Source organism: Brevundimonas sp. G8, assembly GCF_902506205.1.
Lineage (GTDB): Bacteria > Pseudomonadota > Alphaproteobacteria > Caulobacterales > Caulobacteraceae > Brevundimonas.
In genome coordinates this window covers 355,089-369,712 of sequence record NZ_LR732816.1, presented here as the reverse complement: position 1 = coordinate 369,712, position 14,624 = coordinate 355,089, and the positions used below count along the sequence as shown (strand labels likewise).

General features: G+C 66.2%; 16 protein-coding genes. 6 read left to right on the top strand and 10 right to left on the bottom strand.

Annotated features, from left to right (window positions below; translation table 11 throughout):
* Genes CHRYSEO8AT_RS01850 through CHRYSEO8AT_RS01835 form a run of 4 tightly spaced genes read left to right on the top strand, consistent with a single transcriptional unit; the run spans nt 1 to nt 2,215 of the window.
* The gene (locus tag CHRYSEO8AT_RS01850; protein WP_159845423.1) at nt 1-825 is read left to right on the top strand and encodes a SapC family protein; all 825 of its coding nucleotides are present in this window, start codon (nt 1-3) and stop codon (nt 823-825) included.
* A gap of 2 nt (nt 826-827) precedes the next feature.
* Complete coding sequence (locus CHRYSEO8AT_RS01845; protein ID WP_159845420.1) at nt 828-1,430, top strand: OmpH family outer membrane protein; 603 nt, start codon at nt 828-830, stop codon at nt 1,428-1,430.
* A 36-nt stretch (nt 1,431-1,466) separates the two neighbouring features.
* Nucleotides 1,467-1,727, top strand: a complete 261-nt coding sequence (locus tag CHRYSEO8AT_RS01840; RefSeq protein WP_159845418.1) for a hypothetical protein — start codon at nt 1,467-1,469, stop codon at nt 1,725-1,727.
* A complete protein-coding gene (locus tag CHRYSEO8AT_RS01835; RefSeq protein WP_159845415.1) occupies nt 1,727-2,215 on the top strand; it encodes a hypothetical protein in 489 nt (162 codons plus the stop codon). Before CHRYSEO8AT_RS01840 ends, CHRYSEO8AT_RS01835 begins: the two co-directional genes overlap by 1 nt.
* Before the next feature lie 183 nt (nt 2,216-2,398).
* On the opposite strand, the gene CHRYSEO8AT_RS16075 is transcribed toward CHRYSEO8AT_RS01835, so the two are convergent.
* On the bottom strand, nt 2,399-2,671 hold the full coding sequence (locus CHRYSEO8AT_RS16075) for a DDE-type integrase/transposase/recombinase (protein ID WP_236547384.1): 273 nt from the start codon (nt 2,669-2,671) through the stop codon (nt 2,399-2,401).
* A gap of 182 nt (nt 2,672-2,853) precedes the next feature.
* On the opposite strand from CHRYSEO8AT_RS16075, the gene CHRYSEO8AT_RS01825 reads away from it, so the two are divergent.
* A complete protein-coding gene (locus CHRYSEO8AT_RS01825) occupies nt 2,854-3,057 on the top strand; it encodes a hypothetical protein (protein ID WP_159845412.1) in 204 nt (67 codons plus the stop codon).
* Between the two features lie 141 nt (nt 3,058-3,198).
* Here CHRYSEO8AT_RS01825 and CHRYSEO8AT_RS01820 read toward each other — a convergent pair whose 3' ends face one another.
* The 5 genes from CHRYSEO8AT_RS01820 to CHRYSEO8AT_RS01800 form a co-directional block, all read right to left on the bottom strand.
* Nucleotides 3,199-5,400 carry a polysaccharide biosynthesis tyrosine autokinase gene (locus tag CHRYSEO8AT_RS01820; protein WP_159845409.1) on the bottom strand — a complete coding sequence of 734 codons (2,202 nt, stop codon included), beginning with the start codon at nt 5,398-5,400 and terminating at the stop codon, nt 3,199-3,201.
* An 82-nt stretch (nt 5,401-5,482) separates the two neighbouring features.
* A complete protein-coding gene (locus tag CHRYSEO8AT_RS01815) occupies nt 5,483-6,766 on the bottom strand; it encodes an outer membrane beta-barrel protein (RefSeq protein WP_159845406.1) in 1,284 nt (427 codons plus the stop codon).
* A gap of 18 nt (nt 6,767-6,784) precedes the next feature.
* Entirely contained in the window at nt 6,785-7,759 is a 975-nt protein-coding gene (locus CHRYSEO8AT_RS01810; RefSeq protein ID WP_370514215.1) for an SDR family NAD(P)-dependent oxidoreductase, read from the bottom strand.
* The gene (locus CHRYSEO8AT_RS01805) at nt 7,759-9,081 is read right to left on the bottom strand and encodes a UDP-glucose/GDP-mannose dehydrogenase family protein (RefSeq protein WP_159845403.1); all 1,323 of its coding nucleotides are present in this window, start codon (nt 9,079-9,081) and stop codon (nt 7,759-7,761) included. Before CHRYSEO8AT_RS01805 ends, CHRYSEO8AT_RS01810 begins: the two co-directional genes overlap by 1 nt.
* 127 nt (nt 9,082-9,208) lie before the next feature.
* Nucleotides 9,209-10,000, bottom strand: a complete 792-nt coding sequence (locus tag CHRYSEO8AT_RS01800) for a PhoH family protein (RefSeq protein ID WP_159851569.1) — start codon at nt 9,998-10,000, stop codon at nt 9,209-9,211.
* A 308-nt stretch (nt 10,001-10,308) separates the two neighbouring features.
* Here CHRYSEO8AT_RS01800 and CHRYSEO8AT_RS01795 point away from each other — a divergent pair, with 308 nt between their 5' ends.
* The gene (locus CHRYSEO8AT_RS01795) at nt 10,309-10,836 is read left to right on the top strand and encodes a gamma carbonic anhydrase family protein (RefSeq protein ID WP_159845391.1); all 528 of its coding nucleotides are present in this window, start codon (nt 10,309-10,311) and stop codon (nt 10,834-10,836) included.
* Here the strand turns inward: CHRYSEO8AT_RS01795 and CHRYSEO8AT_RS01790 are convergent.
* The 4 genes from CHRYSEO8AT_RS01790 to CHRYSEO8AT_RS01775 all read right to left on the bottom strand — a co-directional run bounded on the left by CHRYSEO8AT_RS01790 (nt 10,831) and on the right by CHRYSEO8AT_RS01775 (nt 14,598).
* Nucleotides 10,831-11,763, bottom strand: a complete 933-nt coding sequence (locus CHRYSEO8AT_RS01790) for a bifunctional riboflavin kinase/FAD synthetase (protein ID WP_159845390.1) — start codon at nt 11,761-11,763, stop codon at nt 10,831-10,833. The genes CHRYSEO8AT_RS01795 and CHRYSEO8AT_RS01790 overlap by 6 nt on opposite strands.
* A complete protein-coding gene (locus CHRYSEO8AT_RS01785) occupies nt 11,763-12,224 on the bottom strand; it encodes a MaoC family dehydratase (protein ID WP_159845388.1) in 462 nt (153 codons plus the stop codon). Before CHRYSEO8AT_RS01785 ends, CHRYSEO8AT_RS01790 begins: the two co-directional genes overlap by 1 nt.
* 39 nt (nt 12,225-12,263) lie before the next feature.
* Entirely contained in the window at nt 12,264-13,133 is an 870-nt protein-coding gene (locus tag CHRYSEO8AT_RS01780) for a TIGR01459 family HAD-type hydrolase (protein ID WP_159845386.1), read from the bottom strand.
* 193 nt (nt 13,134-13,326) lie between these two features.
* Nucleotides 13,327-14,598, bottom strand: coding sequence for an EAL domain-containing protein (locus CHRYSEO8AT_RS01775; RefSeq protein WP_159845384.1), 1,272 nt, complete (start codon nt 14,596-14,598; stop codon nt 13,327-13,329).
* Between the last annotated feature and the right edge of the window lie 26 nt (nt 14,599-14,624).

Below are 14,624 nucleotides of genomic sequence, written 5' to 3'. Positions count from 1 at the left end.
ATGACAGACCCGACCTCGGACGCCTCCGCGCTTCCGCTCTTCTACCGCGATCCCCAGCCTCTCTCGTCCGCCGCTCATTCCGAGTGGCGCTTACGCGACGGCGACGTCGGCTTTGCCGCCGATACCGCATACGCGCCCATCGTCGTCGGTGAACTGGCGGCCGCAAGCGCCGCCTATCCCGTGCTCTTCTCCGGCGAAACGGCCCAGCCCATCGTGGTCTTGGGCCTGGAGCAGGCCAACCTGTTCGTGGTCGATGGGCGTTGGGATGTCTCGGCCTATGTTCCGGCCTATGTGCGCCGTTATCCGTTCGGCTTCATCGCCACGGTCAACCCTGAGGGCTTCGCCTTGGCCATCGATGCGGGATCCTACCGTATCGTGCGAGCAGGCGAAGAAGGCGCGCCCCTGTTTGAGGATGGAAAGCCTAGCGAACTGACGCGCCAGGCGCTGTCATTCTGCGACGCCTTCCAAGGCGAGGCGTCTGCGACCTTGGCCTTTGGACAAGCGCTGAAAGCTCAAGACTTGCTGATCGACCGCCGCGCGGACGCCACGTTGAAGGACGGTCGCAAGCTGGGCCTGGATGGATTCCAGATCGTCGATGTCGAGCGATTCAACGCCCTGCCTGACGATGTGGTGGTGGACTGGCATCGCAAGGGCTGGCTGGCGATGGTGCATTTTCATCTCGCATCGCTGGACCGGTTCCGGAACCTGCTGGATCGCATGAGCGCGCCTTCGGCAAATGTCGCTGCCGCACCATCGAACGATACGGCCGCAGCGCCAGCTCAGTCTCACTCGCCTTCTCCGAAAACCAAGTCCGCGAAAGCCTGATCATGATTTCCCGCCTTCTCCTGTCCGCTGCAATCATCGTCGCCATCCCCGCCGCCGCGTCGGCCCAGACCATCGGCGGGACACCTTCGGCCCAACCAGCATCCCAACCTCAAGCTCAGACCTTGGGCGGCCCTGTCGTTCCCGGTGTTTGCCTGCTGTCGCGCGAGGCCGTCTTCGCCAACGCCGCCGTGGGCAAGGCGGCCAGCGCACGTCTGGCCGAACTGACCCAGGCCGCCCAGGCCGAGATCGACGCTCAGCGCACACCGCTGGAAGCAGACGCTCGATCGCTGGAAGGTCAGATCGACAGCGCCGAGAACCGTCAGCGGCGCGAACAACTGGCCACACGCTGGCAGGCGCTTCAGACCCAGGCCGCCCAGGTCGGCCGCGAGATCGAGGCCACGCGCGCCGCCGCCATGCAAAGGATCGCGACCGAAACCCAACCTGTGATCGCCCAGGTCTATGCCTCCAAGATCTGCGGCCTGTTGTTCGATCGCAACACCGCCATGGGCGGCAACTTCGCCAACGACCTGACCGCGGAGGTCGTCGCCGGCCTGGATGCTCGCATCCAGACAATCGCCTTCGAGCGCGAACGCCTGTCCCAGTGACGATCGCGCCAACATCCTAAGACTCGAGAGACAGCCATGCTCAGCGCCTTGCTCATTCTGATGACCGGTTTCGTCGGCGGCGTCGCCGTCACCGTGGTGCTGGGCGTCGGCCTGTACTTCATGGTGATGAAGGACGAAGAGGAGACCGACGTGAACGATCGGATATCGCCCTTACCAAAGGCGGCGCCATCGCCTCAGCCCCCGTCCGCCACAGATTACGGCGCGTTGCCGCAACGCCCAGCCCTTTCGCCGTCCTGGCCTCGATCCAGCTCGGTCGATTTCGATTGGAGGTACTGATGCGCTGGCTGGGTTCGAAAGGCGTGACGACCCGTTTGCCCGGGATCCTGGCGGCTATGGTCGCCCTGATACCGGGTGTCGGCGCTGCCCGGGAGGCGACGCCCCAAAGCATGACGGCATCCGAGGCGCCGGCCGCCTGGGTGGCCTACGCTGAAGCCGTCACCACGACGCTGTCTGACTGGCTGGGCGAGGATGGCGAAGCGGCGACACGATTGCGGGCCTATCTGCAAGCCACCCGCCCCGCCGAAGACCAGCCCACGCCGCCGTTGCTCCTCAAGGTGTGGATCGACCGACAAGGCGTCGTCGAACGCCTGGAGTTCACGCCCTTTGCCCACGAAGAGGCCAACGCCGACCTGCGCGCCGTCGTTGTGGGCCGTCGTATAGCCGCGCCTCCGCCTGAGATGCTGCTACCATTGAGGATCGCCATTGAGATCACGGCTGAAACTGAGAATGAGGCTGAAGCGTCGCTGTGGGTGCTGTCAGATTAAACGGCATCGGCCGATCCTTGCCCAGCCAGACGAAATCTCAGGCAGCCGCCATCCCAGCCGCCTCAGCCCCGGCGGACGGAGGCCGGGTCGGCTGACGAGATGCCTCTGGGCGTAGAAGGTGTTTTAGATCGCGGCGTGGGTGGTGAGAACGCGTTGGGCTGACGCCTGGGATTTGAAAAGCTGCTACTGTTGCTCTCGTCGGCGTATCGGCAGGTGAGAGTTTTCCGCCCGATTGTTTTCTCGAAGCCGGCCTAGAGAATGTAAGTGCCGCAGGCCAAGCGGGCTCAAAGCCGCCTGGTATGACGCGAGCCCATCCGTCACGATCTTCTCAGCTTCGATCGGCTGGTTTCTCAGCAGACCCCAGAGCAGCTTCAAGGCGGTGTCGGTATCCCTTCCTCGCTGAACGACAACATCTAGCACCTCGCCTTCATCGTCCACCGCGCGCCACAGAAACATGCGCTTCCCACCGATTGAGCAAACGACTTCGTCAAGATACCAGCGGGGAGAGGGAGAGGGAGAGGGAGAGGGAGAGGGGACGAAGCTTCTTCAGCCGTCGTGCGATCTGAGGCCTAAACTTGATCGTCCAGGCGTCCCTGAAATGGAGACAAACTAGCGTTAGACTGACAGCACCGCCGAACATGCGGTTGTTCTGGATGGCAGGCTATTATGACCTGACCACGCCAGCCTATGCGGGTCGCTATATTCTGGATCAGGTGGGCGTGCCGGCGGACCAACTGACCGCCGCCCATTTCGCTGGGCCGCACGGCGTCTATGACGGGGAGGATAATCTCGCGCGGTTCAACGCCGCGGTTCGATCCTTTGCGATCAGAACAAGACCCTGAGCCCCTTTGGATTGTCTGCAGGCGGTGACACAGGGCGCTGATAAATTGGCTTGGTGACTTACAGGGGAGGGGAACTGCAGCTTAGAAGGGACGAATCAGCGCAGATCAGATTGATCTGACTAGGTTTGTTGGTGATGGGCCTTAGGCAGCGTAGTATTTGCGATAAGCTCGATAATTGTATCCGGCGTGGTCATAGTCCTGTTTCGTCTGGGCTCTCACATCTACCTGGGTTAGGGTAACGCCCAAGGTGTGGGCGTCGGATTGGTTCAGTATGCGGATCGCGGCGGCCACGGCGCGGGCGGGGGTTCTGCGCCAGCGGGCCAGCAGAAGGACGCTGTCAGCTTTGGCCGCCAGGACGCGGGCGTCGGCCAGGACCAGCACGGGCGCGGTGTCGATGACGATCAGGTCGAATGCTTGGCGCAGCTCCGCCAACAGGGCGTCCATGGGCGGGGCGCTGAAGAGGTCGTCTGCCGACAGCCCAGAGCCTGACAAGGGTAGAATCTGCGCGCCGGATGCAGGGTCCAGAACCAGGAGGTTTCGCCAGGACGCCGCGCCGTGCAGCACCTCGGCCAGGCCCGCGTCGGGATCAAGGCCCAGCATCCGCGTGACGCCGCGCCGGCGCGGGTCGCCGTCGATCAGCAGGACGCGGCCGCCCGACCGAGCCGCGACGCGGGCCAGGCAGACGGCGGCGGTGGTCTTGCCCTCGCCGGGCAGGGCGGAGGTGACGGCGACGATGCGGCCGGCTGGCACGCCCACGACGCTGACGATGGGAGTGATCGAGGTGCGCAGGGCGCGAAACGCCTCGGTGAAGACCGACAGCGGCCGTTGCAGCACCAGGTCGATGGGATGCAGGTCGCGGTCTTCCAAGGCGGCGACCGACGAGGCCAGCGGGATCGCGCCGATGGGCGCCAGGCCCAGCTTGCGTTCGATGTCTTCGGGCCCACCTAGGCCGGTCTGCATGGTGTTGGCGACGATGACGGCGAACACGCCTGCGCCGACGCCCAGCGCCAGACCCAGCGCGAGGCTGAGCATCAGGTTCGGCGCACTCTGCGAGGTCGGAGGCGTGGCGCGCGAGACGATGCGGGCGTCGGCCTGTTCGACGCCCGTCTGGGCGCTGGTCTCGCGATAGCGATCCAGGAAGGCGCGGTAGATGGCGCGGGCGGCCTCGGCCTCGCCCTCCAGTTCGCGCAGCCGCACCGAGGCGGCGTTGTTGTCGGCCAGTGTCCCCCGAGCTGCACTTAGGCTTGTCTCGACCGAAGCCGTCCGCTGTCGGGCGACCTGGGCCTGGGCGTCCAGGTTGGAGACGACGCGGCGGATCTCGGCCTGGATCTGGGCGTCGATGTCGACCAGTTCCTGGCGGGCGCGGATCATGTCGGGGTGCAGCGGGCCGTAGCGGACGGACAGGTCGGCGACGCGGGTGCTGATCGCCGCGCGTTGGGCGCGCAGGTTCTGGACCACGGGCGAGGTCAGGGCCTCGCCGACATCGTCGCCGTTGGACCCGGCCGCCATCTGGGACCGGGCGGTGCGCAGACGGGCGTCATGCTCGGCCTGTTGGGCGCGGGCGGACGCCAGTTGCTGATTATAGACCGAGATTTCCTGCTCGGTTAGGGTCGCGCCCTGGGCGCTGAGCAGGCCGTTGTCGATCCGGTAGGTGGAGACGGCGGCGTCGGCGGTCTCGACCTGGCGGCGCAAGTCCTCCAGCCGGGCGCCGAGGAAGGCGTTGGCCTGGCTGTTGGCGTCGAACTTGGCCGTCAGCTGGGACTGAAGGTAGCGTTCGGCGAAGGCGTTGGCGATGCGGGCCGCCTTGGACGGGCTGTCGGAGGTGAAGCCGACCGCCATCGAATAGGTCAGGCCGACGCGTCCCACGGTCAGGCGGCGGCTGACGGCGTCGATGACCTGTTGGCGCTGGATTTCGCGGTCGGGGATCGGGGCGCGGCCGACCCGGTCCGTGAGGGCGGCGAAGGGGGACCTGCGCAGTCGGGCGTTGAACTCGGGATCCTGGATCAGGTTCAGCGCGTCCACGACCCCGGCGGCGAGTTGAGGCGACTTCAGCACCTCGACCTCGGTGTCAGCGATGGCGGCCTCGGCGTTGAGGGCGGACAGGACGGCGGGGCCGGCGACGACCTGCTCCTTGCGGGTGTTGATCTGGAGGTTGGCGGTGGCGGTATAGACCGGCGTCTGGCCCAGCATCAGGGCGAGAACGATCAGGCAGACGACCGTCGCGACCGCCATGAACAGGCCGGCGCGACGGCGGAAGGCGGCGACGTAACAAGGGATGTCGATGTCGTCGTCGGGCGGCGTCTGGCGGGCGCTCGCGAAGGCGTTATCGTTCGTCTGTGTCATTGCGCCGTCGAACGGTGGTCGTCAGCGTCAGTGGTGCGGCGTCGCTTTCAGGTTGTCAATCTTCGCGTCTCGGCCGTTTGGCTCAGAATTGGGAGACGACCCCGATGGAGAGGCGGGTGGTGTCGTAGCTGGGGCCTTTGGCGGCGCCCGAAGAAGACTGGTCGAGCCAGGTCAGGCCAGCCGTGAGAGCGTATCGTCGATTGACGCGGTAGGCGGCGCTGAACCCGGCGGCGACGCGCGTGTCGGTTCGCGTCAGACCGTTGTAGTCGTCGTCCGTGTAGGATGTCTGGGCCGTCAGAATAAGTTTGCGCAGCAACTCGTGGTCAATGCTCAGCGACCAGTCAGTGCGCAAGGCGCCGGCCGAGCCGATGACGCCCGTATCCTCGACGGTTCGCGACGCCGCCGCCGTGACGGTGGTCAGTTGGGTCGGGAACCACGACAGTTTCGCCCGGCCGCCGAAACCGTCCAGGTCTCCGAAGGCGGCATCCTCGAAGTCCTGACGGATATAGCCGGCGGCGATCTCGCCCCGGACCAAGGCGCCCAGTTCGAAATCCACGCCCGTCAGGGTCTGATAGCCCGATGAAGTCCGCAGGGGGCGTCCGGCCACGTGCTCGTAGTCGCGTTCGTCGCCAATGACCTGCAGGAAGATCGCCGTGGCGGGGGAGAGGGCATAGTCGGCGCGGCCGGTCAGGGTGAGGACCGTGCGGTCGCGGTCGTCCTGTTCGATCACCGCACCCGTTTCGCTGAAGCCGTCGCGATAGTCGTAGTGGTGAACGGCGGCCCGGGCCGAGACGCGCAGACGCCCCCTGGCCCGTTCGGCGCCGAGAGAGGCGGAGGTCAGGTCGAAGGCGACAGGCCGCTGGGTGATCGGATCGGCGCCGGCGGCGGTGCGTGCTTCGTGCGCCTTGGCGTAGTCGGCCCCGGCAACGAAGTTCGCGCCACGAACCACGTCCAGGCGGCCGGCGGCGCCCAGACTCCAGTCGGTGGTGTTCTCGCTGTCGAAGTCGAGATTGCGGTCGATGGCGACGCGGGCGTGGGCCTGAAGCGCGTGGCGGGACCAGTTGGACGTGGCGACGATCTCGGGCCTCAGGCGGAGCGTGGTTGCGGCCTCGGGCGCGTCGTCGTTGGCGAAGACATTGTCGTCGTGGACGATGTCGAACTGAAGTTTGGGAAACACCGTGAAGCCGCCTGTGCGGATGCCTAGGGCGTCATAGGCGGGTTGCGGACGGTCGCGCACGGCGACGGCGCGGTCACGGGCGAACAGGTCGGTTGTGCGGTCCTGGGCCATGCGCAAGGACTGGGCCGAGGCTTCTGATCCGCCGAACAGAGCCAGTGCGGCGGCGGCTGGAAGGATGTCGCGTCGCATCGGCCCCAGCCTTTCGCTTCAGCCGTTCTCGTACTGCCGCCACCAGGCGACGAACGTCTTCAGCCCAGCCTTGAGCGGCACCTTCGGCTGATAGCCGCAAAGGGCGTTCAGCTTGGAAATGTCGGCATAGGTGGCGGTCACGTCGCCCGGCTGCATCGGCCGCATGACCTTCTTTGCCTCGACGCCCAAGGCGGTTTCCAGCGTCGAGATCATGTCCATCAGACCGACCGGCTGGCTGTCGCCGATGTTGTACACCTCATGCACGCCCTGGGCCGGGGGATGGTCCAGCACGGCGACCACGCCATCGACGATGTCATCGATATAGGTGAAGTCGCGCGCCATCCGCCCTTCGCCATAGACCTCGATGGCGTCGCCGCGCACGATCTTCTGGGTGAAGCTGAAATAGGCCATGTCCGGCCGGCCCCACGGGCCATAGACGGTGAAGAAGCGCAGGCCCGATTGCGGGAAACCATAGAGCATGGCGTAGCTCTGGCTCATCAGTTCGCACGAGCGTTTGGTCGCGGCGTATAGCGAGACGGGATTGACCGTCGGGTCGTCTTCGCGGAAGCCCGAGCCTTCCAGCGGCCGGTCGCCATAGACGGAGCTGGACGAGGCATAGACCAGATGGGTCACGCCGTTGTGGCGCGCGGTCTCCAGCATCGACAGATGGCCGGCCAGGTTCGAGCGCTCGTAGGCGAAGGGGTTCTCCAGCGAATACCGAACCCCCGCCTGGGCCGCGAGATGGACGATCCGCTTGACGCCTGCGTCCGCGACCAGGGCGCGCATCTGCTCGTGGTCGGCGATGTCGGCGCGCACCATGCGAAAGCCGTTGCGGCCTTCCAGCCGGGCGGCGCGGGCCGCCTTCAGGCGCGGATCATAATAGTCGTTGAAGACATCGACGCCGATCACCTGTTCGCCCCGGTCCAGCAGGCGTTCGGCGACGTGCATGCCGATGAAGCCGGCCGCACCGGTGACGAGGATCGGCGACCCCATCAGCCGCGCCCGATGCCCATATAACGGAAGCCGCGGCTCTTCATGTCCTCGGGCCGATAGATGTTGCGCAGATCGACCAGGACCGGCTGCTTCATCAGAAGCTTGATACGGTCCAGATCCAGGGCGCGGAACTGGTCCCATTCGGTGACGAGCACCACAGCGTCGGCGCCGACGACGGCGTCATAGGCGCTGTCCTTCATCTCGATGTCGGGCAGCAGTTTGGCGGCCTCGTGCATGCCTTCGGGGTCAAAGGCCTGAACCTTGGCGCCGGCGGCGATCAGGGCGGGGGCGATGTCCAGGCTGGGCGCGTCGCGCATGTCGTCGGTGTTGGGCTTGAACGTCAGGCCCAAGAGGGCGACGGTCTTGCCTTGGACGCTGGTTCCCAAAGTCGTGGCGACACGGTCGGCCATGGCCTTCTTGCGCGCTTCGTTGACCTCGACCGTGGCTTCGATCAGCCGGGTCGGGGCGCCATACTGCTGGGCGGTGCGGACCAGGGCGATGGTGTCCTTGGGGAAGCACGAGCCGCCGTAGCCGGGGCCGGCGTGCAGGAATTTCGAGCCGATCCGCTTGTCCAGGCCGATGCCGCGTGCGACCTGCTGCACGTCGGCGCCGACGGCCTCGCACAGGTCGGCCATCTCGTTGATGAAGGTGATCTTCATCGCCAGGAAGGCGTTGGCGGCGTATTTGATCAGCTCGGACGTGCGGCGGCCGACGAACAGCAGCGGGCTCTCGTTCAGATTAAGCGGACGATAGAGTTCGCTCATCACCTTCTGGGCGCGCAGGCCGATGTCGCCGGCGATATCGTCGATGCCGATGACGACGCGGTCGGGTCGTTTGAAGTCGCCGATGGCGGCGCCCTCACGCAGGAACTCGGGGTTGGAGACGACGGCGAAGTCGGCGCTCGGATTGGTCTTCCTGATGATGGCCTCGACCTCGTCGCCCGTGCCGACCGGGACGGTGGACTTGGTGACGATGACCGTGAAGCCCTCGATCAGGCCGGCGATCTCCTCGGCGGCGGCGTGGACGTAGGAGAGGTCGGCGTGGCCGTCGCCGCGACGCGTCGGCGTGCCCACGGCGATGAAGACGGCGTCGGCGTTACGGATGGCCTCGGCGCCGTCCAGGGTGAAGAACAGCCGGCCTTCGCGCACATTGGCGGCGACCAGATCGTCCAGCCCCGGCTCGAAGATCGGGATCTCGCCCCGCTCCAGCCGTTCGATCTTTGACGGGTCCTTGTCGATGCACGTGACGACGTGCCCGAAGTCGGCGAAACAGGCGCCGGACACCAGGCCCACATAACCCGTCCCAATCATCGCTACGCGCATCGAAATCCCTCATCAGCGGCGACGCGACCTTTAGCGGGGCGGTGCACTTGGGGACAATGGCTTTTGGTTTCCGGCTGCAACGAAGCCTGCAGCCGACGCCTCGTGCGCCAGCTGCAGGCAGAGGAACTCAGAGGACGCCGATCATCGAGGCGACCAGCGGGTGACGAACGATGTCGCGTTCGGCCAGGCGGACCACGGCGATGTCTGGAACGGGTTCCAGTCGGGCGGACACGTCGGACAGACCCGAAATGCCGGGCAGCAGGTCGGACTGTTGCGGATCGCCCGTGACCACCATCGTCGAGTGCCAGCCCAGGCGGGTCAGCAGCATCTTCAGCTGGACGTAGGTGCAGTTCTGCGCCTCATCCACGACGATGAAGGCGTTGTTCAGCGTGCGGCCGCGCATATAGCCGATGGGAGCGATCTCGATCAGGCCCTCGGCCATCAGGGCCTTGACCCGCTTCATCGACAGCCGATCCGACAGGGCGTCGTAGAGCGGGCGTAGATAGGGGGCCAGCTTGTCCTCCATGTCGCCGGGCAGGAAGCCGATCGATTCGCCGGCCTCGACCGCCGGGCGGCTGAGGACGATGCGGCCGACCTTGCCAGCCTCCAGCGCCTCGACGGCCTTGGCGACGGCGAGATAGGTCTTGCCGGTGCCTGCGGGGCCGAGCGCCATGACGAGGTTGTGGTGGTCGATGGCCTCCATCATTTCGATCTGGCCCTCCGACTTCGGCTTCAGGGTCTTGAGGTAGCCCTGTTCCCGATCATCGTTGGACGGGCTGGGCGACCAGCCCGACCGTTCATTGTGCGGGGCATGGAGCCGGCGAACTTTCGACTCCTCCATGAAGTCGCGCGAATCCAGGATTCCGTGTTCACGCGTTTGACGCTTGGTTGCAGCACGCTTGGTCATGGACGCCTCCAGGGCATGAAAAAAGGCGGACCCGAACGGGCGCCGCCTTGGATGGTCTTGGGGAGGAAAGGGTCGAGGCCTGCAGAGCAACGGCCCGGATCGACAGCAGGGCCGTCAGCAACGGGATGAACCCGCCGACGAACGACCGAACCAGGATCCCAACGCGCCACGCGAAAGCCCCGACAATGACCGGATCGGGCTTGATCCGGTTTCGGATCCGGGGCCGAAATGGCGACCCACGAATCGCATCAACACAATGATGCTATCGTGGTTAGCGATCCGTTAAAGCCCTCATTTTTCAAAGATTAGGTGGTGTACTGATGACCATTTACGCATTGGGCGACAGCAAACCTCAGCTTCCGCCTGAGGGCGAATACTGGGTGGCTCCAAGTGCGTCGGTGATAGGGAATGTGATTCTGCACGCCAACGCCAGCGTCTGGTTCGGCGCGGTGCTGCGCGGGGACAACGATCCCATCACAGTGGGTCCCGACAGCAACATTCAGGACGGCAGCGTGCTGCATACCGACATGGGATCGCCTCTGACGCTGGGCCGCGGGGTCACGGTGGGGCACAAGGCCATGCTGCACGGCTGCGAGGTCGGCGACTACAGCCTGATCGGCATCGGGGCGGTAGTGCTGAATGGGGTGAAAATTGGCAAGAACTGCATCATCGGGGCCAACGCCCTGATCACCGAGGGTAAGATTATTCCCGACAACAGCCTGGTCGTGGGCCAACCCGGCAAGGTGGTGCGCGAACGTGATCCGTCACATATCGCCGTGTTGCGGATGTCGGCCGAGCACTATGTGCAGAACTGGAAGCGGTTTGCGGCGGAGCTTCGGCCCCTATGATCCGCTGAGAACCGCCCGCGCCGCCGCTGCGTCGGCGTCGATCTGGGCCTTTAGCGCGTAGAGGCCGTCGAAGGTTTCCTCGCCGCGCAGCCAGGCGACCAGTTGGGTGTCCAGCGTCTGGCCGTAGAGGTCGCCGTCGAAGTCGAACAGCCAGACCTCCAAGAGCGGGGTCTCCAGAGCATACATGGGGCGCACGCCCAGGCTGGCGACGCCGTCGACGATGCGCCCGTCCGCCAGTCGGCTGCGGGTCGCATAGACGCCGTAGGCCGGGCGCATATAGTCGCCGAGAGCGACGTTGGCCGTCGGCACGCCGATGGTGCGGCCGCGCTTGTCGCCGTGGATCACTTCGCCTCGTATGGCGAAGGGGCGGCCCAGGATGGCGGCGGCGCGGGCCATGTCGCCGGCCTTCAAGGCCTCGCGCACGGCGCTGGAGGACAGTTTCAAGCCGTCGGCGTCGTCCAGGCGTTCGGTGACCGAAACGGTGAAGCCCAGCCGCTCGCCATAGGCGCGCAAACCCTCGGGCGAGCCCGACCGGCCCTTGCCGAAGGTGAAGTCGAAACCAACGGCGGCGTGGCGGATGCCTAGGCCTTCCGACAGCACCTGCTGGGCGAAATCGGCGTCGGTCATGCTGGCCATCTCGGCGTCGAAGGGCAGCAGATACAGGATGTCCACGCCCAGCGGCGCCAGGGCGTCGGCCATCTGGTCGGCGGTCATCAGGCGGAAGGGGGCGGCCTCGGGCTGGAACCAGCGGCGCGGATGGGGATCGAAGCTGACGACGCCGAGCGGCGCGCCCAGCCGTTCGGCGGCGTCACGTGCGCCGGCGATGACGGCCTGGTGGCCGCGGTGCACGCCGTCGAAGGCGCCGACGGCGACCGCCGCGCCCTTAAAGGCCTCGGACAGACCGCGCCAGTCGCGGACGATCTGCATCAACGCTGGGAGGGTTTGCGCCGGCGGGGAACGCGGACGACCGCGACGCCGTCCATGATCATGGTCTCGCCGACGAAGCCTTCGCAGCTTAGCTTGACCCGCGCGCTCTCGGGCTCGACCTCGATCACGGTGATCACGATGCGTACGACGTCGTCGATGCGCACCGGCTGATGGAAGGCCAGGGTCTGGGAGATGTAGATCGACCCCGCGCCCGGCAGCATGGTGCCGACCACGGCCGATCCGAACGAGGCGCTGAGCAGGCCGTGGGCGATCCGGCCGCGATAGGCGGTCTTGGACGCAAAGGCCTCGTCCAGGTGGACGGGATTGAAGTCGTCGGACGCCTCGGCGAACAGCCGGATGCGGTCCTCCGTCGCGACCACGATTTTCTCGGCGGCCATGCCGACGTGAAGTTCGTCCAGGATGTAACCACCGGACGGATGCTGTTGAACCAATTCGACCATGGATGAGGCTTTAGCGGCGGTGCGACAAAATGGCGAGCCTTACCAGGCGAGTTCGAGCGCGGCGTATCGCGCATAGGTCGTTTCCGCCTTCAGCAGGGCGCCGGCGCGTGCGGAATCCAGGGTTCCGTCCTCGCCCTTGGCCTGGTCGCCGTGGATGCCTTGCGCGATGAACAGGCAGTCCAGCGCCTGTGCGTTTGCGCCCATCACGTCGGTGACGACGCCGTCGCCGATGCACAGGACGCGCGAGCGATCGACGGGGCGGCCCAGCAGGCCTTCCGCCTCGTGGATCGCCAGGTCGTAGATCGGGGCGAAAGGCTTGCCCGCCATGACGACGCGGCCGCCCATGGATTCGTAGAGGTCTGCCAGGGCGCCGCCACAATAGATGATCTGGTCGCCACGCTGAACGATACGGTCAGGATTAGCGCAGATCAGTTCCAGGTCACGTTCGGCGCCGAAGGCGAACCGCTCGCGATAGTCTTCAGGCGTCTCGACCGTGTCGTCCACCGGGCCCGTAACGGAGATGAAGGCGGCGTCCTTGGCGCTGTCGGCACGGGTCAGGTCCAGGCCGGCGTATAGGGGGGCGTCGCGTTCGGGGCCGACGATCCAGGCCGGGCCGGGCGCGCGCTTGGCCAGTTCGGCGCGGGTGGCGTCGCCGGAGGTGACGAAGGCTTTCCACGCCTCGCGCGGCACGCCCAGGCCGTCGAGCTGGGCGATCACGTCGGACGCGGGGCGGGGCGAATTGGAGATCAGCACGACATGCCCTCCCTCGCGGTTGAACCGCGTCAGAGCCTCGCACGGCGCGGCCCAGCTTTCGCGGCCGTTATGGATCACGCCCCACACGTCGCAGAGCAGGATGTCGTAGTCGCCGGCGACGGCGCCGAGGTGAGGCAGGGCGTGGGGGAGGGTCATGGGGTGTTGGTAGCCGCTAGGACGCAGCGGCGAAAGTCTCCTCCCAATGAAATGGGGAGGGGGACCGCGAAGCGGTGGAGGGGTTCTTGAAGCTGCGACGGCGTCGGTGATGCGTCGCAGACCCCCCCCCGTCACGGCGCGAAGCCGCGCCGCGCCACCTCCCCGCGAAGCAGGGAGGAGACAGTGCGAAGGCTTAGGACCGCCGGCGCTGTTCGGCGCTGCGCAGCGTCGAGCGGAGGAACTCGGCCGGGGGGTCGGTTTCGGCCAGGACCTGTTCCTTGATGGCGCGGGGTTCGCCGAACAGGTGACCCTGGCCCATTGCGACATCAAGCTCCAGGATATCGACGACCTGGCGTTCGTTCTCGACCTTTTCGGCGATGACCTCGACGCCGTAGCGACGGGTCAGGGCGGCGAAGTCGGCGGCCTGGATGTCGGGCATGGAGCGCAAGGGCGCGCCGCCGTCCAGGTCCAGCAGTTGTTCGATCATCAGGTCGGCAGAGACCTTGATGAACTTGACGTCCGAACGCTGGAGGTCCGCGAAATCGAGATCCAGCGTCTGGACCTTGTCCAGCGAGAAGCGGAAGCCGAGGTCGGCCAGCTTGGCCATGTTGCGGGCCTCGATGGCGCCGCGAGCGTCGAAGGTGGCCTGACCAAGTTCGAAGATCAGGGCCTGGTTCAGGTCGCGGTTCTCGGACAGGAAATCCAGAAACTGCGGGAAGAAGGTGTCGTCGCCTAGCGAGGTCAGGGCCACGTTGCAGAAGACGCCGACCTTGCGGTCCTGGCGCGCCAGGCGGCGCACGATCTGGGCGCAGCGGAACAGCAGCAGATTGTCGATGGCCGGCACCAGGCCCTCGCCCTCGGCCATGGACAGGTATTCCGCCGGCATCATGACGCGGTCGGTCGAGTCCCGCAGGCGGGTGAAGCTCTCGTAGAAGATCGTCCGGCGCTGGGGCAGGGAGACGACCGGCTGGAGATACAGATCGACGCGGCCCTCACTGAGCGCCTCGTGGATGGTGCGCAGCAAGACGTTGGACTGGGCCATGCGGCGGCCCTCGAAGGTCTCGACGCCGATGTGGGGCGCGGCCGACAGGCGTTCGTCGATGCTCTCGCTCATCTGCTGGACCAGAGTTTCCAGCATGCGGACTTCGCCGGTCAGGGCGTCGGTGTCCGACAGGACGCCGCTCTCGATGGCGTGGGCCAGTTCGGTCAGGGCGCCTTGCGTCGACTCCATCGCGTCGGCCAGCAGGCGGTGGGCCTCGCGGACCTGGCCGATTTCCTTCTTCAGGACGCGACGCTCGGCGATGCCGGTGACGATGCCGTGAAAGGCGCCCAGCAGACCCAGCGCGCCGAGCGTTCCGGCCACGCCTGCGCCGATCCCCAGACCGGCGCGCCATAGAAAGGCGCCCACGGTCATGCCGAGGAACAGGTAGGCGAAGTAGAGAAAGCCCGTTGTTACGTTGCGCATCGGCTGGCGGTCGGCCACTCCCGGAT

What these genes read in the sequence shown, in the direction of transcription:
- CHRYSEO8AT_RS01785 (WP_159845388.1), bottom strand. Translation starts at nt 12,224, where the DNA reads ATGGTCGAATTGGTTCAACAGCATCCGTCCGGTGGTTACATCCTGGAC.
- CHRYSEO8AT_RS01775 (WP_159845384.1), bottom strand. Translation starts at nt 14,598, where the DNA reads ATGCGCAACGTAACAACGGGCTTTCTCTACTTCGCCTACCTGTTCCTC.
- CHRYSEO8AT_RS16075 (WP_236547384.1), bottom strand. Translation starts at nt 2,671, where the DNA reads ATGTTTCTGTGGCGCGCGGTGGACGATGAAGGCGAGGTGCTAGATGTT.
- CHRYSEO8AT_RS01840 (WP_159845418.1), top strand. Translation starts at nt 1,467, where the DNA reads ATGCTCAGCGCCTTGCTCATTCTGATGACCGGTTTCGTCGGCGGCGTC.
- CHRYSEO8AT_RS01805 (WP_159845403.1), bottom strand. Translation starts at nt 9,081, where the DNA reads ATGCGCGTAGCGATGATTGGGACGGGTTATGTGGGCCTGGTGTCCGGC.
- CHRYSEO8AT_RS01845 (WP_159845420.1), top strand. Translation starts at nt 828, where the DNA reads ATGATTTCCCGCCTTCTCCTGTCCGCTGCAATCATCGTCGCCATCCCC.
- CHRYSEO8AT_RS01795 (WP_159845391.1), top strand. Translation starts at nt 10,309, where the DNA reads ATGACCATTTACGCATTGGGCGACAGCAAACCTCAGCTTCCGCCTGAG.
- CHRYSEO8AT_RS01810 (WP_370514215.1), bottom strand. Translation starts at nt 7,759, where the DNA reads ATGGGGTCGCCGATCCTCGTCACCGGTGCGGCCGGCTTCATCGGCATG.
- CHRYSEO8AT_RS01835 (WP_159845415.1), top strand. Translation starts at nt 1,727, where the DNA reads ATGCGCTGGCTGGGTTCGAAAGGCGTGACGACCCGTTTGCCCGGGATC.
- CHRYSEO8AT_RS01790 (WP_159845390.1), bottom strand. Translation starts at nt 11,763, where the DNA reads ATGCAGATCGTCCGCGACTGGCGCGGTCTGTCCGAGGCCTTTAAGGGC.
- CHRYSEO8AT_RS01780 (WP_159845386.1), bottom strand. Translation starts at nt 13,133, where the DNA reads ATGACCCTCCCCCACGCCCTGCCTCACCTCGGCGCCGTCGCCGGCGAC.
- CHRYSEO8AT_RS01815 (WP_159845406.1), bottom strand. Translation starts at nt 6,766, where the DNA reads ATGCGACGCGACATCCTTCCAGCCGCCGCCGCACTGGCTCTGTTCGGC.
- CHRYSEO8AT_RS01820 (WP_159845409.1), bottom strand. Translation starts at nt 5,400, where the DNA reads ATGACACAGACGAACGATAACGCCTTCGCGAGCGCCCGCCAGACGCCG.
- CHRYSEO8AT_RS01825 (WP_159845412.1), top strand. Translation starts at nt 2,854, where the DNA reads ATGCGGTTGTTCTGGATGGCAGGCTATTATGACCTGACCACGCCAGCC.
- CHRYSEO8AT_RS01850 (WP_159845423.1), top strand. Translation starts at nt 1, where the DNA reads ATGACAGACCCGACCTCGGACGCCTCCGCGCTTCCGCTCTTCTACCGC.